Raw genomic sequence first — 21,394 nt, 5'->3', positions numbered from 1 at the left:
AATGAAAAAGAGTAAGAAATAGACAATGAAATAAGGCACTTTCTGTTCAAATCGAACAGAAAGTGCCTTATTTTTATCTAAAAAATCAACTCGTCATAAAAAACGTAAGTTTTTCAGTGCCCTCGCTCAGGCAATTTCCTTTTTTATTTTGTTCTTTTGAAGGGCCAAAAGTGAAACTAGTTCATATCGATCGCTATTGTAGTTAAATTAAACGATTCACATATAATCGCTTGATGCCATTCTTTCGAAAAAACATGTATAAATATTTCCCGCAAGAGCAAATAGAGAGACGGAGCTTCTAGTAGAGAACAGTTCGTCTGTCAAACCATTTTAACGGGCTAATTTTTGTATTCGATCATCATGTACTTTCGAAGTAATCGACTGATAAATGAAGCAAGAATGAATGGAATACGTGCATAGCTACCGTAAAAAAAGAGGAAATAACTAGTACGATACTTGTCGGTAGAAAGTAATGGCTATTTCTAAAAGTCCAACATATGAATTGTTTTAAAACCCAAAGCAATATAATAGAATGAAAAAAAGCGAGTTGAATAAAAGCTCAACTCGCTGGAAAGTTAGTCGTATTAAATGGAGATGAATGGTTTAATATCGTCTTTAATAAAAGTCTCATTTAAAATATTAAGGGATAATGTCGTTTTCTCTGGTAGTGGTAGCAAATTATGTTGAATAATATCAACAAAAAGTGGTAATTCTCGATTTGTATGAAGGATTGCCTGTGCTGCTCCTTCTAAGCAATTACTAACATCTAACTGCTGTTGTACAAAATGACGTAAGGAAATTTTTTCATCTGTAAATGGTCCATCAATCGATTGTTTAATCTCTGCATCAATCATAAGGGACACCATCTCTGATAAAAAGAAAGCACTTATGAAGGGATTGCCATGCACATCATGTGATAGATCGTGAATAATATGGAAAGTAGGATGATCATGTAGCTTTTTTAAAACAACGGCTAAAACTTCATTTGAAAAATCAATTTCTTCAGAAAATTCAATCGTGTTAAAAGATTGATCTAGCATAAACCATAAATCTCGATACAGCGAAGGGTAATAAGATGTCGTTTCCTTTCTCTCTGATAAAAGTTGCTCAAGTAAAGGGATTTCAACTAAATTCACATGGAAGTACTCAAAATAATGCTTTGGTACATCTAAAATGCTCTTATTGGACTCTTTGTATTCGTTTGAAATGGTAATCATCGTAATCTCTCCCTTTGTAAGTAAATATAATGTTTAGGTTGGTAATGGCCAAAATACTAGGTCAAAGACACCAGCTTGATTTAATTAATCTACTTTCATAGTCATTCAATGAACTGTAAAATATGACTATCTGCACTAACAATAAATAATTTTTTATCTCAAAAGAAGTAAATTACTATGTAGTGATAAAAAGAAATTTAGTTGCATCATGTAAAAACAGGATGATCATGAGTCGATTATTATCGTTTTGCAAGTAACTAGATGGGTCCAAAAGCAAGCAGTTTCATTTTGCATGGATTGTACAAAGTACTTTAGCTAATGACTTTTGCGTGCCAATAAACAAAAAACATACTTGAAACACAATAATTGGACATTTTTACCTTATTTTGTGTGCGCTTTCAACCTCCAAAATTTAAGTTAACACTAGTCTATATTTAATAATCAAAAAAATCAAACTTATATTAAAATACCTTCTTTGCAACTTAGCAAAGAAGGTAAGATCGTTTTACCACAATTTGTATCCTTTGGAACCAAGTGGTGAATTTGAAATGATATCATAAATTGGATAGGTATAAGCAATCAGTACAAGTGCTACTAATATAACAATCCATAGTTTGAAGTTTTCTAAAATCGGTGGTGTTTTTTGAGCATGTTCAGAGACAGTACCGATTGGGAATTCTTCGAAACCTTTATGGGTACTAGACCAACGTAATTTGATGAAAATATAAAGAAATAGTAGAATCGCAATAAACAGAAGTGTGCCACCAACGGCTTGCCCAACTTGATAGCTCAGCCAAGTTTTAGCAAGATCTGCACCGCCATAATCAGAGAAAGAAGAACGACGTGGTGCACCTAAAAGACCCGCTGCATGCATGGAAATAGACATAATACCCATACCAAGAGCCCACAGAATTGTTTGAATTATACCAAGTTTATTCATTTCTTTCGTAAGTTGACGACCAGTTAAATGGGGAACCAACCAATAAGTAGCACCAAAGAATGTTAGTACAACGGCTGTTGCCACTGTTAAATGGAAATGACCTGTCACCCAAATTGTATTATGAATGAGTTGGTTCATCTGATTAGAAGCATTGACAATACCGCCTGCGCCTCCAGGGATGAACACGAGCATACCGATGAATGGGGCGAAGAAACGAACATCTCCCCAAGGTAATTTTTTAAGCCATGAAAATACACCTTTTGCACCAAGTTCTCGACCGCGTAATTCAAATGTAGCAAATAAAGAGAATGCCGTTAATAACGATGGAATAACAACCATCATCGTCAAGACAACTTGGAAAAATTTCCATGAAGCATCTACACCAGGTTCTGTTAATTGATGATGTAAACCGACAGGAACAGAGAATAACACGAACATGATAAATGATAAGCGAGCGAGGGAATCAGAGAAAATTTTACCACCTATTACTTTAGGCACGACAACATACCACACCATATAGGCTGGTAGTAACCAAAAATAGACAAGAGCATGTCCAAATGACCAAAATAATGTACGTGATAATAATACATCCACACGATCGACGATACCTAGTGACCAAGGTAATAATTGGAATAAGACTTCTGTTGCGACACCAATTGTTGCCACGAACCACATTAAATTATTACAAATAATCATAAAACCAATCAAGGGTGATGTTTGGTTTGGATTTTCTTTCCGCCATTGTATCCAACGTAAAGACTCTGACAGTGCAGCTAGCCATGTCCCGATGACAACAAGTGCAAGACCAGCATAGAAAATCCAATGCGCTTGTAATGGTGCATAGAATGTATAAAGTACAGTTGCTTCATTTAAAAGCACCATAACTGCTGCCATTACTGTACCTACTGTCATCACCCAAAAACCGATCCATCCTAATAATCTTTGTTGATCAGTTAATGTCCCAACAGCGCGACTCATCGCGGCAGTTTGGAATCCAAAAATAAAGAATATCGTTAAAATTAATCCGAGTAAAACACCATGGACAGTTAAAACTTGATAATAATTAATTGGTTCGGGCAATTTAATTGTATCGGCACGTACTAATACTTGTAGTAAACCAGCTAATCCACCGATAAATAGCGCAATGAAAGCAACGTAGATATGGGCCATAGACAGTCGAGCATCTCGAGGATCCACTTGTTTTGGATGTACGTTATTTGCACTTGCTGATTCGAATGATTTTCCCGTCATTTTTTATCCACCACCTTAAGCATAGAATGCATTTGAGCATGACCTACGCCGCAATATTCATTACAGACGATTAAGTAATCACCTTTTTTATTTACAGTTGTAACAAATTCTGAAACATAGCCAGGCTCTAACATCATATTGATATTCGTCTTTGCAATTTCAAAACCATGAACTACATCTTTTGTTGTAGCGATAAATTTTACTTTTGCGCCAACAGGTACTTCTAAAACAGGTTTTATATATGCGAATGCTGAAGCGATGACAACGACTTCATAATCCCAATCTTTACCGGACACTCTATGCACACCAGGGTTATTGAAAGGTGCTAGCTCATCAACTTTTTCATAATTGATGGTCTTTTTAGCGCTTGGTGGATGACTGCCGTTGTGGAATGCCATAATACCAGTAATCAATAAGAATACGATCAGTGATCCTACGCCAAAAGTAAGCCAGTATTTTTCATACTTGTGAAGATGCATACTTATCCCTTCCTTCCATCATAAAATTAGTTAGAAACGACCCATAAAAATACCAAAGCAAATCCCCCAGACAATGACGATAAATACGCCAAGTGTCATAGATAGGTAAAATGTGCCTTTCAATTTTTCATTCGTCTCATCTTTTTTGGTCATGTTCTCATGCCTCCTCTATAGCGTAAATTCATGTAACAGTTTGTTCTCTCATTCATTTTAAAGAATTGATCATGGAGATGATGTGACTTTTATCACTACTGATGTAAAAATATGTGAATAATGTGTGAAAACATCTCAATGAAATAAATATTCCCTGTAAGTGTAAAAAGTAATCAAAAAACCCTAATTACCAATTATTGGGTAATTAGGGTTTTTTGATTGAATGGGCATGAGAAAATTTATTCGTCTATGGCAAGCAATAGGTGAATATTACCGAAATCTAAAAGAGAAATAGGCATTCGAATTGTTTTAGTAAAGCCAGATAGTTGTGTATGACCCACCATCACAGTAGGGGGAGTAATATCTAAATCAATATTTTTTTCGGAGCTGAAAATACAAATCTTTCCTCCGATAATATTGCCGAACTCACCTACGAATGATTCGAGCATCTCTCCTTCTAGTTGCATACCATACATGGACTCACCAATTTTAGAAAAGGTAGCTGGTGTACCATCTATGATAAGTCGCCCACGTACATCACCAATGACGCTAATTAATACACCTAATTCTAAGCTTACATGAGAATCATTGGACATAGTTGGAGATTGTATAGTCACTTTATCTGAGAATACAGTTTTGAATGCACTAATTGTACCGTTTAATAAAGTTTGAAATTGAATCGAAGTACTCATAGTGTGCTCCTTTAAAGTAAGACTTTTAATCTATAATAGCACGGCTTCAGTAAAAAATCACTACTTTGTAATGAGAATGTTTTTCAATTAACTTGACTTTGGTCAAATTATTGATTATGATAATGATAATCAATGAGAATGATAATCAAGAACGAAAAAATATAATTTTAATGAAGGAGCGGTTCAAATGGTATTCGCATTCGTCGGCGCAACAGTTGTTGTATATGGAGCAATCGCAAAATATGTTCTTTCAAATACGACCGTATATTCAAAATAATTGCATGAAATATTAAAATCCTCCCGAATTGGAGGATTTTTTTGTTTTTCCTTTTACATGCTCGTGATAGAATAGATGTACTTACATACAAGAAGGAGATAAGCCCTTTCATGATAGATTTTGATGATAAAATTCAATTGTTACTAAAGAAAACAGCATTACAGTATATGATTTACAAAAAGAATGAGGATCTAGAACGTTTAGAAAAAACAGTATTATTTGCAAATAAGTTAATTAAAAAAGAATATACTATCGGTTTTGCAGGGCATTTTTCAGCAGGTAAATCAAGTATGATTAATGCTTTGACAGGTTCACAACTTTTACCTTCGAGTCCAATCCCAACGAGTGCCAATGTGGTAAAAGTCCATAAATCACAGGAAAACTATGCAATCGCTTACTTAACTTCTGAAGAACCCATCCGTTTTAATGCCGATTATGATATTAAAACAGTAAAGGAATTATCCAAAAATGGTGCGCTTGTATCACAAATTGAAATTGGACATAGTGAGTCCGTGCTACCAATGGGCGTTACAGTGATGGATACACCGGGAGTTGATTCGACGGATGATGCGCATAGAATGTCAACAGAATCGGCGTTGCATCTTGCAGATATTGTTTTCTATGTTATGGATTATAACCATGTACAATCTGAGTTAAACTTCCAATTCACTAAAACACTAATGAAATACAATCCAAATGTCTATTTAATTGTCAACCAAGTAGATAAACATAAAGATGAAGAATTATCATTTACTGATTTCAAGCAATCCGTTAGCGATTCTTTTGGTAATTGGGGCGTGTTCCCAAAAAATATTTTTTTCACATCACTACGTGAAAAAAATCTAACTTACAATGATTTTGAAGAAGTGCAAGCCATCGTCATGAACAGTATCGATGGATGGCAAGAACAACTTGTCATCAATGCTGAAAATACATTGGCACAAATGCATGATGAACATGGCTTATTTTTAGAACAAAACAAGCAAGATTTAATCGATGGCAACGAAGAACTTTTATCAGCAAATGATTGGCAGCGTCGCGATGATATTTTAGATGAATATGGTTCGGTTGTTCGTCAGTTGGAATTGTACTCCGTTGAGAAATGGGAACAAACCTTCAATGAACGTCGTGATGAACTGCTTGAAAATGCTGTGTTAATGCCTTTCGAATTACGTGATCGTCTTGCTACTTTTGTAGAAGGTATGCAAAAAGATTTCAAGGTAGGCTTATTATTTGCTGCGAAGAAAACGGAGGCGGAACGTCAACGTCGAAAAGATGATTTATATGACCGTTATCAATCAATTGTGGGTGCACAAATTTCAGGACATATGCTGAAATTGATGAAAACATCTCTACAAGAAGTAGGTGCTTTAACAGATGAACTATCATTAGAAATAGATGATTTCCAATTTGATATTCCATTTGCTGTCATTGAAAATGAAATGCGTTCAAATGCATTGGCAGGCGATGCATTACTAAACTTTGCTAATCGTGTGCAACAAGCGACACGTATGTGGTTCAAACGCGCGACAGATGATTGGAAATTGGAGAAAAAAGCTTATATTAAACAATTATCTTTAGTGAAGATTGAACCATTGAAAAAGAAAAAAGCAGCGATGACAGAAAAAGTTGCTGTGATCCATGAAGTACAAGCAATTGAAGAACAACAAAAATACTTTAAAATTCAACAATCAGTTGATGTGCGTACACTCAACAAAGAAGCAGATGCTCATATGAAACGTTGGGCAGCAGAAGAACAAAGTGCACGTGAAAATATGCGTATCTTTGACCCCTCAATGTTCATGCTTAAAGAAGCAGAGGTGGAGGCAGATGAACGAGAAGACGATAGTCAACAGGCTTATAATATGCAGCTAGACAAAGCTATTTCGCACGCTTTGGCAACGGCAAACGCAGTTGAACCAATTGCTGGTTTCCAAGAAGTAGCTAGCTATTTGAAAAATAAAGTTGCACGCTTGGAAGAAAAAGATTTCACCATTGCATTATTTGGTGCGTTTAGTGCCGGTAAATCATCATTTTCGAATGCTTTAATGGGGCAGCGTGTATTACCAGTGTCGCCAAACCCTACGACAGCAGCCATCAATAAGATACGTCCAGTTTCTGAAAATCATCCGCATGAAACAGCGGACGTCAAGTTGAAAACTGTGGAGGCGATGACAGCAGATATCCAAGCATCTTATAATGCGATTGGTATCCGCGTGACTTCTTTAGATGATGCCTTTAATAAGGCACAAGAAGCCCTTGATGTGAAATTAACAGATGAGCGACTACATGTTCATAAATCATTCGTACGCGCATTTGCACAGGGCTATGAGCAGTTTAAAGACCAACTAGGAACGACGATTCGTACTGAAAAAGACGACTTCGAACTATTTGTTGCACAGGAAAATCGTAGTTGTTTCGTTGATTCAATCGATTTCTTCTATGACTGCGAGCTAACGCGCCTTGGTGTAACACTAGTTGATACACCGGGAGCAGATTCTATAAATGCTCGTCATACAGGCGTTGCATTCGAATATATTCGCAACGCAGATGCTATTTTATTCATCACATACTACAACCATGCATTCGCTAAGGCCGATCGTGAGTTTTTAATTCAATTAGGTCGTGTGAAAGATGCCTTCGAATTGGATAAAATGTTCTTTGTTGTCAACGCGATTGATTTAGCGACAGATGCTCAAGAAGCAGAAGATGTGAAGGATTATGTCCGTAATGAGTTATTACGCTTTGGTATTCGTAAACCACGTCTTTTCGGTGTTTCTAGCTTATTAGCATTACGTGAAAAAGTGGAGAATACGGAGTTGGCTTCAGGCTTAAAACCATTTGAAGAAAGTTTCCATCACTTCTTATCGGATGAGTTGATGGCGATTGCCGTACAAGCATTAGAAGAAGAAACAATGAAAACTACAGAACGCCTTTCATTGCTTATTAAGCAAACAGAGGACAATTTATCACGTAAAGAAGAACGTTTAGCTGAATTACAACAAATTGAAGATTTTGTAAAAGTAACATTTGCTAGTACGGCTGCTACCGTGATGAAAAAAGATATTGCCAACGAGCAAAAAGAATTAATTTACTATGTGCTACAACGTGTATACTTCCGCTATACAGACTTTTTCAAAGAATCGTATAACCCGACCGTTTTTAATACGAAATCAACAGCGGATGCCCTCCAATTTGCACTGACGGAATTAATGGCAAGTTTGAGCTTTGATTTTGAACAAGAAATGCGCGTGACGAATTTCCGTATTTCGAAATTCATCGTGCAAAAAACAGCTGAACGCTACACAGCGGATGCACGCAAAATGAAAGATGTCAATGAGAGCTTTAGTTTCACACCTTTCGAATTAGAAGAGCCGGCAATTTTAGACTATAGTGGTCCATTTAAAGAGCCAATGAATTATAAAGAAGTAAATAAATTATATAAAAATCAAAAATCATTCTTTGAAAATAATGAGCGATTTGTATTAAGAGATGCATTAGAAGAATTATCAAAACCAGATGCACAGCAGTATTTGGATGAGCAATCAGCTCGAATGACAGAGTGGGCAGAGAAAAATATTGATGATATTACGACTAGATTAAGCCGCCATATTGAAAATCAAGCACTTGAACAACTTGATACAGAAAGAGGCTTATTGCAGGAAAATAGTAAGTTGCCAGAATGGAAAGCAATCTTTGAAAGCTTAGTAAAAGATATTTCCTAAAAAATAGTGGAGAACACTCGTATAATAATGCATCCCAAACGTCGTAAAAATCGTTCAAGTAAGAAGATTGAGGTGAGAGGATGAAAAAATTATTTGCTTGGGTTCTCTTTTTTGTCATCATTTTAGGTAGCTATCAATTTATTCGATATACGCTATCTCAACCCGTCGTCAAAGAAACAGTTGAAACGGTGAAAAGAAATGTTGATGACAAATTAGAAAACATCGAGAAAAAAGAACAGCAGAAGGACAAAAATATTGTCCTAAAAGATACAACAACTAAACAGATTGCCCGTTTTAAAAATGAATATGCTACTAGTTGGGCGATGACTCATACAGCGTACCAAGCATTCACGCTACAAATGCCCAATAATAGTGGGGGATATATAGCCGGTGAGGGACGCAAATTATTTGCAACAACTATTGGCAAAACAACCTATGAAGGTATCAAAAAAATACATGGTGAGCCAATTGTCGACATCGTAAAGGGAAATACGAAATACTTGACGAATAACGACAAGAAAAAAGAAATGCTACTCTACGAATTAGAAGGCTACTATGTTACATTTTTTGTCGATGTGCATAATGCCAATAAACTACGCGCTATTCAATATATAAAAAAGGATGTCGAACAATCAAAACCAGGTTTTTATGGTGTTTCGTCAAATGACTTACGTCGCGGTTTTGAACAATTAATGATAGAATTGATGAACCAAGCTCGAGTGGAACATCAATTAAAACCATTGAAATATGATAAAGGTCTTACTGCGCAAGCGAGGGCTCATAGTCAAGAAATGGTGGATCATCGCTATTTTGCTCATGAAGGATTGAATGGGAGTACACCTGAAAGTCGTATGAAAGCAGCTGGATATGTTCAAGAGAATTACTATGCTGAAAACCTTGCATACGGTCAATATAGCGCTATATTTGCTCATGAAGGTCTGATGAATAGTTTAGGACATCGAGAGAATATCTTAAATAAGAATTTAACAAATGTTGGTGTTGGTGTCGCATTTGATCGCGAAAATAAACCATATTTCACAATTAATTTTTACACACCATTTTAAATTTTAAAGGGGGAATCGTAGATGGCGAAGGTTTTTGTGGCAGCACAGGATTTAGTAAATGAGGATATTGTATTAATTGATGCACGCTATAATTTGGCGGATCAAGAAGAAGGTCGTCAACTGTATAATAATGGTCATATTGATGAAGCATTGCATTGGGATTTAACGCAAGACTTATCTGATAGGAACAAGGAACAAAGTGGGCGACATCCGATGCCAGAAAAACAACAATTACAGGCTCTTTTTCAGCGTTCAGGCTTGCAACTAGAAGATGCTATCGTCATTTACGATCAAGGTGGTGCACCTTTTGCAACACGCGCTTATTATTTATTGACATATGCTGGATTTCCTAATGTTCGTGTCGTAGAAGATGGTATGAATGGTTTGCTAGCAGCAGGTTTTGAATTTAATGCAAAAAAAGTTGAAAAACATCCAACAAAACTCAACTTAAATTGGCAGGATGACCTCTATGTCAATCTAGCTTATGTGAAGGAAGTAACCGAAGGTCAACACGACAAGGTCCTACTTGATGCACGTGCTCATAATCGTTATATTGGGCTAGTAGAACCGATGGATCCGATAGCAGGGCATATACCCGGTGCACGTAATTTTGACTGGGAACAGTTAGCAAAAGAGGGTAGATTATTTGCGAATGATGCGCTCCAAAAAGTAGTAAATCCCGCAGAAAAAATTATTGTCTACTGTGGCAGCGGCGTATCAGCATCCCCAGTATTTGCAGCATTGACAGAGTTAGGATATGAACATATTCAATTGTATACAGGTAGTTACAGTGAGTGGGTTGCCCATTACCCAATCGCCACAGGTGAAGAAAGATAAAGAAAATCATGGAGAAAACGCAATCTGTTGCGTTTTCTCTTTTTTATTGACTAACATTGCTCTTTTTAGCCTAGAACAAATGTATTCCTTTTCATTTTGAAAAAAAGGAGTACAATAAAGGAATAATTGTGAGGAAGAAGGAACAGCATGGATATCGATTTTTTATATAAAGTACTATCAATTATTATTTTAGATATTGTACTTAGTGGTGACAATGCAGTAGTGATTGCTCTTGCAACGAGAAAACTGAAACCAGAACAACGTAAGAAAGCCATCTTAATTGGAACGGGTGGCGCGATTGTTTTACGGATTGTCTTAACTGTGATTGCCGTACAAATATTGGCAATTCCTTTTGTAAAACTAATCGGCGGATTATTATTATTTTATATCGCTTGGGATTTATTGAAATCCAATGGTGAAGATTCAGATATTAAAGGCGGCAGTACATTGATGGCAGCTGTTCGTACCATCATTATTGCAGATTTTGTCATGAGTTTGGATAATGTTTTAGCTATTGCTGGTGTGGCAGATGGACATATTGGTCTTGCAGTATTGGGATTAATCATTAGTATCCCAATTATTATTTTTGGTAGCCAAATCATTATTAAAATTATGGATCGATTCCCAATTGTTATTTGGATAGGAGCACTCTTGATTGCTTTCACAGCCGGTTCTATGGTTGTTGAAGATAAATATGGCTCGTATTTAGTCGATTGGACATTTCCTTTCATGTCTAAAATTATTCCGATTTTATTTTGTATCGTGTTATTGTTACTAGGATTGTGGACTAAAAAACTGCAAGCTAGAAATATATAATAAAAAAGCTGTCTAACATTGATGTAATGGACTTAGCCCTGTCAAATAGACAGCTAAAAAAGACTAAGCAGCCACCAGGTATCGATAGTCTATCGGTGCCTGGTGGTTGAGTCGTTTTTGGAAGCGTTGGAAGTTGTAGAAGTAGCTATATTATTTCACAGCTTGTCTCACTATGTCTGCTGACTTATCGTGTAACAGATACAAGTACTCACTTTTAAAGTGTGAGAAGAACGACTCTATACAAACGTCATCATGACAGTTTCCTTTACGAGAATGGCTACCTACCATGCCAAGTTGTTCTATTGTTTGATGCTATTTAATTGATGTGTATTGAAATCCTTGATCCGAATGGAGGAGGCTTCGATACACATTTTTTTTGTCGTCAATACCTGTAGCGTATCCATCACTAACTCTAAATCGTTACGTTCGCTAAACTTCCAAGCGACAACCTCGTTATTATATAAATCGTGCATAGCCGAAAGATAGAGAAAATCATTTTTCGTTGGTAGATACGTAAAATCTGTCACGACAACCTCGTTTTCTATACACTCTTTAAATTGGTGCTCTAACATATTATCAAATACACGCGATATACGATTTGCCCATACTCTACGCTTTTTACGGATAATTGATTGAATACCCCACTCAGACATTAATCACTAAACTTTCTTATGATTTACATGAAAGCCTTTATCGCGTAAAGCGAGAGGGTATCCAGACATTTTATGTGTTTGATGTATCGTTGAAATTTGCTCCTTTAAAAGGATATCATCTTGTGTACGTATGATACCTTGATCATCTTTAATGAGCTAAGGTCTATAAAAAACAGAATAATAAGATAAAATAGTAAAATTAGTTTTAATCAGTGAAAAATAGAAAAAATGAAGGAATATAGAAAAAAGTATTAAAATCCATTCAAATTTTGCGCAGCTTACGTTATACTAAGGCGAATTGTGACAACTTTCAAAACAATGGTTGGAGGGTAGAAAATGATTGAATTACATAATGTTAGTAAAAAGTATGAGCAATTTACTGCCATTGATCACGTAACAATATCCATTCAATCAGGGGAGATTTTTGGTTTAATCGGGCCGAGTGGCGCAGGGAAGTCTACATTATTGCGTCTCATTAATTTATTGGAAATACCTGATTCGGGTACTGTTAATGTCGATGGTCAAATACTTACACAGTTATCGCAGACAGCATTGTATAAAGCAAGAAAATCGATTGGCATGATTTTTCAACATTTTAATTTGTTAGCCAATAAAACAGTCTATGACAATATTAATATCTCGTTGAAGTTAGCAAACTACCCGAAAGAACAGCGTCGTGAACGCGTGGAAGAGTGTTTGCGCTTTGTCGCGTTAGAAAACATGCGTGATAGTTATCCGAGACAATTAAGTGGAGGCCAAAAACAACGAGTTGCCATCGCAAGAGCGTTAGCGAATAAACCACGGATTTTACTATGCGACGAACCGACATCATCATTGGATCCAACGACGACAGCAGAAATTTTAGCAGTGCTACAATCGATTAATAATACATTGGGTGTCACAATCGTCATCGTTAGTCATGAGATGAATGTCATTAAAAGCATTTGTGAACGCGTCTGTGTGCTTGCGGATGGTCAAGTGTATGAAACAGTGGGAATTGTACCAAAAGGTGTGAAGAGTATTAACCGCCATCCTCAAACCTTTGTAGATGAGTTACAGCGAGGAGAACAAAGCGATGCCTGAAAACCTGCTCTTATATCAAACAGAAATTATTAAAGCCATTCTGGAAACATTTATGATGGTGGGTGCATCTGTTCTAGCGGCTATTATTGTTGGTTTACCCGTGGGAACATTATTATATAGTACTCAAAAAGGACGGTTAGCAGAAAATCGCTATATCTATATAGTGGTAAGTTTGATAGTTAATAGTATCCGTTCCTTCCCGTTTTTATTACTTGTTGTGTTTTTAATTCCATTTACTCGCTTGCTACTCGGAACGGCAATCGGGACAACTGCTGCCATGGTGCCATTAGCGATTATTGCAATTGCTCATTATTCCCGTTTGGTTGAACAGTCTTTGCTCGATGTTCCAAGAGGTGTCATTGAAGCAGCTAAATCGATGGGAGCCTCGGTAAGTGATATTATCGTCAAATTCTTATTTGTTGAAGCACGCTCAGGACTTGTATTAGGTTTAACAACTTCGACGATTAGCTTCATATCGTATTCAACGATTATGGGCGTTGTTGGTGGTGGAGGAATAGGTGATTTTGCTATTCGATATGGCTATCAACAATTCAAAACAGATTTAATGATGTATATGATTATCATTATGATCATACTCGTGCAAAGTATCCAAATTATTGGAACGACGATTGCACAAAAAATAGACAAAAGGTAGGTAGAAAAATGAAGAAAATCATTATCTTATTCACAGCAATTATTGTATTGGCACTAGGTGCTTGCGGCAGCAAAGAAGAGAAAAAAGAGAGCGACGAAAAAACAGTATTAAAAGTAGCTTCTTTAATCCCGCCCATGACGGAAATTTTGGAGCAAACAAAACCGCTGCTAGCAAAGGAGAATATCGATTTAGAGATTGTCGTATTAAGCGATAATGTCCAACCGAATACGGCATTAGCCAACAAAGAAGTCGATGCGAACTTTTTCCAACACAAACCATTCATGGAAGAATACAATAAAGCAAATGGTTCAAAGCTTGTTGCACTAGAACAAATTTACTTCCCAAACTTCGGTATTTATTCGAAGAAATATAAATCGTGGGCAGCATTACCAACAGGCGCAACTATAGCAATAGCAAATGACTTATCAAATATTGATCGAACATTACAATTACTAAAAGCAAATAAAGCCATTACATTAAAAGAAAAAACAGATACTTATTACACGATAAAAGATGTAGTAGATAATAAGAAAAACTTGAAATTCAAAGAAGTAGATTTGTTAATGTTGGCACGTATGTATGATGAAGCGGATGCAGTTGTGATGTATCCAGCATATGCAGCGCCACTTGGTTTGACGCCCAAAAAAGATGCTATTATGACGGAGGGAGCGGGCAATGAATATGCATTGCAGCTTGTAGCTCGCGAAGATAATAAGGATTCAGATGCTATAAAAAAACTAAAAAAAGCAATGACGAGTGAAAAAGTTCGTCAGTTTTTAGAAGAAAAATATGATGAAACAGCAACACCTGCCTTTTAATGAATAAATGAAAAAGACGACGAAATCACTATTTCGTCGTCTTTTTTAGATAGATTTACCTGCTATTTTCTGGAGAGAATGTGTTAAATAATTATGTAATCATGATATTAACTAGATTTTGGGCTCGGGAAATGAAAAGGCGTATGGATTACAGGAGCGAGAAAAATATCAATGTGCAAACGGATTGTTTTTCATAACGAATTGTCAAAGGCTGAATACATGCTTGCTAGTATAGAGTGAAGCGACTTCCGCACACTTCACTGTTGTCATGAAATACAAGAAAAGCATCGAAATCAATAATCGATTTCGATGCTTTATTTAATTAATAAGGCTAATTACTGCGCAATTTCTGCAGTCAGTTGCTCCAACTGCTCAATCATGTCACCGATAAAGGCAATAGTATTTTGCAGCGGTTGATCCGTTGTAATATCGACACCTGCCATTTGTGCTAGTTCCACGGGCGTTTTTGTACCGCCAGCTTTTAGTGTGGCTAACCAATCAGCTACAGCCGGTTTTCCTTCTTTTAGAATGCGTTGTGATACTTCAGTTGAAATCGTAAGACCGGCACTGTACGTATAAGGGTATAAGCCCATATAGTAATGTGGTTGGCGCATCCAAGTAAGTTCAGCACCATCATTTATTTCGACGGCATCTCCCCAGAATTCTTCAAGGACAGAGCGTTTTAAATCATTTAATTTCGAAGCAGTTAAACTACCACCAGCATCGACGATTTCATAGACTTTACGCTGAAATGCTGCTTCTAGTAAATGTGTTACGAAGTTATGGTAGTATGTGCGTGCAACGATTGAAGAAATTACCCAACGTTTGAAGCGTGCATCTTTTGAGGTGCTCAATAAATGGTTAGCCATGAGCATTTCATTCATCGTAGATGGTGCTTCTACAAAATAAGTAGATGATTCACTATTATATAAAGTTTGAGCACGATTTGAATTACGGAAATGTCCGGCATGACCTAATTCATGCGCTAAAACAAATACTTCATTCATACGGCTCGTCCAAGAGATTAAAATATACGAGTGAGAGCCATATGGGCTTGCACAAAATGCACCAGTTGATTTGCCTTCATTTTTGGCAAAATCAATCCAACGTTGGTCAAAGGAATCTGAAATCATTTGTAAATAATCTTCACCCATTACACCGAGCGCATCATTTAAGTATTTTCGTGATTGTTCAACAGTAATAGATGGTTCAAATTCTGGATCTAACGAGATTTTCAAGTCAGCAAAAGTCATTTTTTCAAGACCATGGACTTTTTGTAGTAATTTTGCATAGCGACGCATATGAGGTGCTAATTCTTTCATTGTTACATCAATTTGACGATTATATAAATCACGGTCTACTTCTTGTTCATCTAATAAGTAGTCGAAAACAGAATCATAACCACGAAGTTCAGAGAGCGTTTTTTCTTGCTGAACATGTGTGCTATATGTTTTTGCAGTTGTGTGTAAATAGTGCTTTACTTGTTGTGAGAACGAGTCGAATGCCGCACGGCGTACATCAGTATCGACTTCTAATTCCCAATCACCTTCAAATAAATTATAGTTTAATGGATAGCTTTTGCCATTCACTTCAAAATTTTCAAATTGTAAATCTACTAATTTTGCTGTGTTATAAAGTGAGTAGGGTGCATTCAATGTTTCTGAGAGCGCTGCAATTGTACGCTCAGCCTCTGGATGTAATTGATGTGCTTTTTTCTTTATTAAGAGATTAATATAATGTGTGTAGTTTGGTGCAATGGTAATGGCTTCTTCTAACACGTCATTTGTCAGTGCTAAAATTTCACTGTTAACAAATGATAATTTACTACCGGCTTTAGAAGCGAAATTACCATAATTCCCAACACGTATTTGAGCAACATCATTGGTTTGATCTGTTTCAGCATCCAATTCAGCATAGCTACCTAATGTGACAAAACCTTCTGATAGTTTCTCAGATTCAATGATAGCTTGTGCCACATCTTGAGCAGTTGTTATTTTTCCCTGCCATTTTGTGACGAAAGCATCTACATCTTGTCCTAATTGTTGTAACGACGCTTCAAATTGCGCTTCGTCTTTTACTAAATAGGATAAATCCCATTTTTCATCGGTTGGTACATCTTTACGTAATGGAAAACGTGCATGCATAAAAATTCCTCCTTGATATGTATCCAGTATTCTTCGTAAATCGAAGTATATAAGTAGTATAATACATTTTTAATGATTTAGAAACTTTAGAATAATAAGAATGAAAAAAGGATAGGGCAGCTATAGAACGCCATATCCTCTAAACTACTTTATTTTTCTATTTGTGAAGATACTATCGCGTTTCGGACGCTCAAGTGGTGTAATATTAATGATGAAATAGCCGATAATAAGCGCCAAAATGACGAGAGCATATGCTAATGTCGCCCATGGATTATGGTGTTCAATAATGATTAGGCGCAACATCGCTGTTATACCAATATATATAAAATAACGAAGAGGGAAATGGTAGTCCTCTTTAAAGTATTTAACAATCATCGTTATAAATTCAAAGTAGATGAAAAAGACAAGAATATTTTGGAGAAAATCTGCTGAGCTCTTGGCATTGTCCTGCCATAGAATGATTATGAATTGCCAAAGTTCTTTGATCAATAAAATAGAAAGAATTGTCGCTAAAATAATGAGGCTACAGTTTAAAATAATTTGTAAAAGTTGCGGAACTCTTTTGAAATAAGAATTTGAGTCTTCCAATACTTTTTTCATCGATTCAACGACCCCCTTATAGGTTTTTATTTATTATACAGGAAAAATATATACGATAATATTAATAATTTGTGAATATTCTGATAAAAATAAAAAAACTGAAGCAATATGATTTGCTTCAGTCATAACTACCAAGATTTTGGGCTGTAATCTAACAAGCGGAACATTTCTTGACGTTCGTCAGTTGTTAGCTCACGCCATTGACCTAATGGTAAGTTCTCTAAATGAATATTCATAATACGAATACGCTGTAAACCATAGACAGAATAACCTAGTGCATTACACATTCTACGGATTTGACGGTTTAGACCTTGTTGCAAAGTTATTTTGAAAGCAAAATCAGAAAGCTGTTCTACTTTACAAGGTTTTGTAACAGTATCTAAAATTTCAACGCCATTGGCCATATCATAGAGAAAATCTTCAGAGATTAGGCGGTCAACACTGACAATATACTCCTTATCATGACCATTCTCTTCACGAAGGATTTCATTGACGATATCACCATCATTTGTTAGAAGTAATAGACCTTCAGAGTCTTTATCCAGACGGCCAATATGGAAAATACGTTGTTCATGATTTACATAATCAACAACATTGCCCTTAATATGTCTTTCCGTTGTACTTGTAATCCCGATTGGTTTATTTAAAACTAAATAGACGTAATCAGTTGAAATAGATACTTCTTCACCATCAAAAAAGACGACGTCACCAGGTTCTACCTTACTCCCCATAACAGCAAGTTCTCCATTGATTGTAATACGGCCTTCTTCCACTAACTTATCTGCACCTCTGCGTGAGGATTTACCAGATTCACTCATAAATTTATTAATACGCATCATTTATTCACCCTGTCTGAAATTTCTATTCAAGTTTCTACTCTATGAACGATAGCAAATTATTTTTCGATATGCAAATTAATATAAGAAGGGGTGTAATTTAGTGAGATTTTTCCAATGCAAGTTTAATGCCAAAAGCGACAAATATTGCACCAGTCATACCATCCATAGCCGCTTGTACAGCTGGTTTTTGAATCCAAATTCGAATTGTATTAATAATATAGATATATGTCAAGAACCATACAAATTTAATAGTAATATACAATAATCCAAGTCCGAGGAAAGACAGTGTCGTATTCGTGTGAGGTAAAACAAATTGAGGGAAAAATGTTAAGAAAAATACAGCGACTTTCGGATTTAAAATATTCGTATAAAAACCTTGGGCAATCAATGATTTTTTACTATAGGGTGTTTCACTTGCCTCGGCAACTTGAGGGAGTGGTTTTTGTTGACGCATCGCGCGAAAAGCTTTATAGCCCATAAAAAGTAAGTAAGCTGCTCCAAGATACTTGAAAATTGAAAAGGCGAGAGCGGATTTCATAATAATGGCAGAAAGTCCAATAGCTGCAGCAGTCGTATGAATGCTAATAGCTAAACAAGTACCAATGGTTGTTTGAATTCCACCTTTTCGGCCATGTAATAATGTGTTGCGTGTCGTAACAGCGGTATCAGGTCCAGGTACGATTATTAAAAGAAAACTAGTAATAGAAAAGAGTAAAAAATGACTGAGCATTGGAAACACTCCTTGATCAAATGATTTTTATTTAGTATAAACGATTGGAAATCATTTTCCATGCTATTGGTAAATACAAAAAAAAAACCGACAAAAATGACGTCGGTTTGTAAATAATGTAGATAATAATGTTGTGCTATTTTATTGTAGCCATCATTAATTTTTCCAATTCAAGTGGCTCGATACAGTGCCCATCTTTATACGCACGCATATTACCACCAGATATTTCATCGATTAGAATAAGCTCATTTGTTTGTGAATCGCGACCAAACTCCAATTTGATGTCATATAACTCTAACCCTTTTTTAGCTAATTCAGCTTTTACGAATTGAGCTATTTCCTGAGTCATTGTTTTAAGTACAGCATACTCACCTTCTGTCAGGATATGTAACATCTCTAGGGCATCTTGTGAGATAGGTGGGTCCAAACGATCATCATCTTTAATTGTTACTTCTACAAAAGAATCAAGTGTCTGTCCTTCTTTAACGTAGGCCCCAAAACGTTTTAAGAAACTTCCGACAGCTCGAAAACGACAAATAACTTCAAGTCCGTTACCAAAAACAGTCGCAGGTTTAACTGTCATTGTTGCGTCATTAATAGAAGAAGAAACGAAATGAGTAGGAATACCAGCAGCGTTTAGTTTTTCATAAAAAAAAGTAGTAAGGCTTAAGCCAGCACGACCCGCGCCATCAATCGTTAAACCAACGGTGTTGGCTCCTGGATCAAATACACCATTTTCTCCAGTAACATCATCTTTAAATTTTAGTAAAAATAAACCATCCTGTAATTCATAGACATCTTTTGTTTTGCCTTCGTATGTAAGTTTCATCGTTAAAATTCCTCCTAGAAAAAAGTTTAAAAGCGATTGTTTTCATCTGTAATATATCATAATATTCGTCTTTTTGGCTACAAAAAAATAAACACTCATTTAAAATGAGTGTTTATTAATGTAAAGACGAATGATTAAATAACGCCTTGTGCAATCATAGCATCAGCAACTTTGATGAAACCAGCAATATTGGCTCCGATCAATAAATTGTTTTCGTGACCAAATTCTTTTGCTGCTTCACGACTATTATTGTAAATATTAATCATAATTTCTTGAAGTTTTTCATCAACTTCCTCAAATGACCAGAAAAGACGCATACTATTTTGTGCCATTTCAAGTGCAGATACAGCAACTCCACCAGCATTTGCTGCTTTTGCTGGTGCAAATAACACATTGTTTTTAAAGTAAATATTAATTGCTTCTAATGTAGATGGCATATTGGCACCTTCACCAATTGCTTTGACGCCATTGGTGATTAATAGTTGAGCTGACTGCTCATCTATTTCGTTTTGAGTAGCACAAGGAAGAGCAATATCACATTTCACTGTCCAAATTTTGTTGCAATTTTCTGTATAAGTAGCATGAGGGTGAACATCAATGTATTCTTTAATACGCGCTGCACGAACTTCTTTAATATCTTTTACTGTATCAAGATTAATACCTTGTGGATCATAAATAAAACCATTTGAATCCGAACAAGCTACGACTGTTGCACCAAGTTGCTGTGCTTTTTCAATTGCATACGTTGAAACATTACCAGAACCAGAAACGACCACCGTTTGTCCTTCAAAGGATTCATTTATTTCTTTTAACATTTCTTGAACGAAGTAGACTGTACCGTAGCCTGTCGCTTCTTTACGTGCTAGTGAACCCCCGAAGCGCGGTAATTTACCTGTAATTACGCCAGGTTGGTAGGCAGCTTTAATTCGATTGTATTGTCCGAATAGAAAGCCGATTTCGCGAGCGCCAACGCCGATATCCCCAGCAGGCACATCTTCATGAGGTCCAATATATTTATGTAATTCAGTCATAAAGGCCTGACAGAAACGCATGATTTCTGAATCTGATTTTCCTTTTGGATCAAAATCAGATCCCCCTTTAGCACCACCAATTGGTTGTCCTGTTAGTGAGTTTTTGAAAATTTGTTCGAATCCAAGGAATTTCACGATGCTTTCATTTACGGATGGGTGGAAGCGTAAGCCCCCTTTATATGGTCCAATAGCAGAGCTATATTGTACGCGGAAACCACGGTTAACTTGTACTTTACCACTGTCGTCTTGCCAAGCTACGCGGAATTTTACGACACGCTCTGGTTCGACAATACGCTCAAGTAAACTCATTTTCATATATTCTGGACGTTGTGCAAAAACAGGTTTAAGAGAATAGATGATTTCTTTCACTGCTTGTAAAAATTCTGGTTCGTGTGAGTGGCTTTGTTGAAGCTTATTATATACACCATCGATATACTCAATTGCAATTTGATCATTATTTACTGTTACCATACTAAAACCCCCATTTATTTTTAACTATGCTGATAACTATAGCGAATAAATTGAAATTTTTCAATTGCGTGTTTTTTATATTTATTCATA

At 36.1% G+C, this 21,394-nt stretch carries 19 protein-coding genes; 7 read left to right on the top strand and 12 right to left on the bottom strand.

The window, feature by feature from the left end:
* Nucleotides 1–584: 584 nt before the first annotated feature.
* The 5 genes from DEX24_RS03950 to DEX24_RS03935 form a co-directional block, all read right to left on the bottom strand.
* Nucleotides 585–1,217, bottom strand: a complete 633-nt coding sequence (locus DEX24_RS03950) for a hypothetical protein (RefSeq protein ID WP_109305097.1) — start codon at nt 1,215–1,217, stop codon at nt 585–587.
* Between the two features lie 505 nt (nt 1,218–1,722).
* Complete coding sequence (locus DEX24_RS03945) at nt 1,723–3,408, bottom strand: b(o/a)3-type cytochrome-c oxidase subunit 1 (RefSeq protein WP_109305096.1); 1,686 nt, start codon at nt 3,406–3,408, stop codon at nt 1,723–1,725.
* Nucleotides 3,405–3,887, bottom strand: coding sequence for a cupredoxin domain-containing protein (locus tag DEX24_RS03940; protein ID WP_109305095.1), 483 nt, complete (start codon nt 3,885–3,887; stop codon nt 3,405–3,407). Before DEX24_RS03940 ends, DEX24_RS03945 begins: the two co-directional genes overlap by 4 nt.
* Before the next feature lie 30 nt (nt 3,888–3,917).
* On the bottom strand, nt 3,918–4,040 hold the full coding sequence (locus tag DEX24_RS17665; RefSeq protein ID WP_281288154.1) for a hypothetical protein: 123 nt from the start codon (nt 4,038–4,040) through the stop codon (nt 3,918–3,920).
* Nucleotides 4,041–4,279: 239 nt separating this feature from the next.
* A complete protein-coding gene (locus DEX24_RS03935; RefSeq protein ID WP_109305094.1) occupies nt 4,280–4,732 on the bottom strand; it encodes a chemotaxis protein CheX in 453 nt (150 codons plus the stop codon).
* A 387-nt stretch (nt 4,733–5,119) separates the two neighbouring features.
* On the opposite strand from DEX24_RS03935, the gene DEX24_RS03930 reads away from it, so the two are divergent.
* The 4 genes from DEX24_RS03930 to DEX24_RS03915 all read left to right on the top strand — a co-directional run bounded on the left by DEX24_RS03930 (nt 5,120) and on the right by DEX24_RS03915 (nt 11,451).
* Nucleotides 5,120–8,734 (top strand): dynamin family protein, encoded by a 3,615-nt coding sequence (locus tag DEX24_RS03930; protein WP_109305093.1) that lies wholly within the window; start codon nt 5,120–5,122, stop codon nt 8,732–8,734.
* Between the two features lie 80 nt (nt 8,735–8,814).
* Nucleotides 8,815–9,798 (top strand): CAP domain-containing protein, encoded by a 984-nt coding sequence (locus DEX24_RS03925; RefSeq protein ID WP_109305092.1) that lies wholly within the window; start codon nt 8,815–8,817, stop codon nt 9,796–9,798.
* Between the two features lie 21 nt (nt 9,799–9,819).
* On the top strand, nt 9,820–10,635 hold the full coding sequence (locus DEX24_RS03920) for a sulfurtransferase (RefSeq protein ID WP_109305091.1): 816 nt from the start codon (nt 9,820–9,822) through the stop codon (nt 10,633–10,635).
* Nucleotides 10,636–10,782: 147 nt separating this feature from the next.
* Nucleotides 10,783–11,451 carry a TerC family protein gene (locus DEX24_RS03915; protein WP_109305090.1) on the top strand — a complete coding sequence of 223 codons (669 nt, stop codon included), beginning with the start codon at nt 10,783–10,785 and terminating at the stop codon, nt 11,449–11,451.
* 299 nt (nt 11,452–11,750) lie between these two features.
* Here the strand turns inward: DEX24_RS03915 and DEX24_RS03910 are convergent, their stop codons facing one another.
* Nucleotides 11,751–12,104: a DDE-type integrase/transposase/recombinase gene (locus DEX24_RS03910; RefSeq protein WP_109305089.1), complete on the bottom strand. Its 354-nt coding sequence runs from the start codon at nt 12,102–12,104 to the stop codon at nt 11,751–11,753.
* Between the two features lie 336 nt (nt 12,105–12,440).
* Between DEX24_RS03910 and DEX24_RS03905 the strand changes: the two genes are divergently transcribed.
* From DEX24_RS03905 to DEX24_RS03895, 3 genes are read left to right on the top strand one after another with little or no spacing between them, the layout of a single operon-like run.
* Complete coding sequence (locus DEX24_RS03905; RefSeq protein ID WP_109305088.1) at nt 12,441–13,187, top strand: methionine ABC transporter ATP-binding protein; 747 nt, start codon at nt 12,441–12,443, stop codon at nt 13,185–13,187.
* Nucleotides 13,180–13,842, top strand: coding sequence for a methionine ABC transporter permease (locus DEX24_RS03900; protein ID WP_109305087.1), 663 nt, complete (start codon nt 13,180–13,182; stop codon nt 13,840–13,842). The genes DEX24_RS03905 and DEX24_RS03900 overlap by 8 nt, the downstream gene beginning before the upstream one ends.
* 8 nt (nt 13,843–13,850) lie before the next feature.
* Complete coding sequence (locus DEX24_RS03895) at nt 13,851–14,660, top strand: MetQ/NlpA family ABC transporter substrate-binding protein (protein WP_109305086.1); 810 nt, start codon at nt 13,851–13,853, stop codon at nt 14,658–14,660.
* Between the two features lie 335 nt (nt 14,661–14,995).
* Here DEX24_RS03895 and pepF read toward each other — a convergent pair whose 3' ends face one another.
* From pepF to gdhA, 6 genes are all read right to left on the bottom strand, one after another.
* Complete coding sequence (pepF, locus tag DEX24_RS03890) at nt 14,996–16,804, bottom strand: oligoendopeptidase F (protein WP_109305085.1); 1,809 nt, start codon at nt 16,802–16,804, stop codon at nt 14,996–14,998.
* A gap of 144 nt (nt 16,805–16,948) precedes the next feature.
* Nucleotides 16,949–17,404 (bottom strand): phosphate-starvation-inducible protein PsiE, encoded by a 456-nt coding sequence (gene psiE / locus DEX24_RS03885; RefSeq protein WP_109305084.1) that lies wholly within the window; start codon nt 17,402–17,404, stop codon nt 16,949–16,951.
* 128 nt (nt 17,405–17,532) lie between these two features.
* Complete coding sequence (locus DEX24_RS03880) at nt 17,533–18,240, bottom strand: pseudouridine synthase (protein WP_109305083.1); 708 nt, start codon at nt 18,238–18,240, stop codon at nt 17,533–17,535.
* A gap of 100 nt (nt 18,241–18,340) precedes the next feature.
* Nucleotides 18,341–18,973, bottom strand: a complete 633-nt coding sequence (locus tag DEX24_RS03875) for a LysE family translocator (RefSeq protein ID WP_109305082.1) — start codon at nt 18,971–18,973, stop codon at nt 18,341–18,343.
* A 136-nt stretch (nt 18,974–19,109) separates the two neighbouring features.
* Nucleotides 19,110–19,802, bottom strand: coding sequence for a phosphoribosylaminoimidazolesuccinocarboxamide synthase (locus tag DEX24_RS03870; protein WP_109305081.1), 693 nt, complete (start codon nt 19,800–19,802; stop codon nt 19,110–19,112).
* A gap of 134 nt (nt 19,803–19,936) precedes the next feature.
* Complete coding sequence (gene gdhA / locus DEX24_RS03865; RefSeq protein ID WP_109305080.1) at nt 19,937–21,304, bottom strand: NADP-specific glutamate dehydrogenase; 1,368 nt, start codon at nt 21,302–21,304, stop codon at nt 19,937–19,939.
* Between the last annotated feature and the right edge of the window lie 90 nt (nt 21,305–21,394).

The sequence above is a fragment of the Kurthia sibirica genome (assembly GCF_003143975.1).
GTDB classification, from domain to species: Bacteria; Bacillota; Bacilli; order Bacillales_A; family Planococcaceae; genus Kurthia; species Kurthia sibirica.
This window is presented reverse-complemented; position numbering and strand designations above follow the sequence as displayed.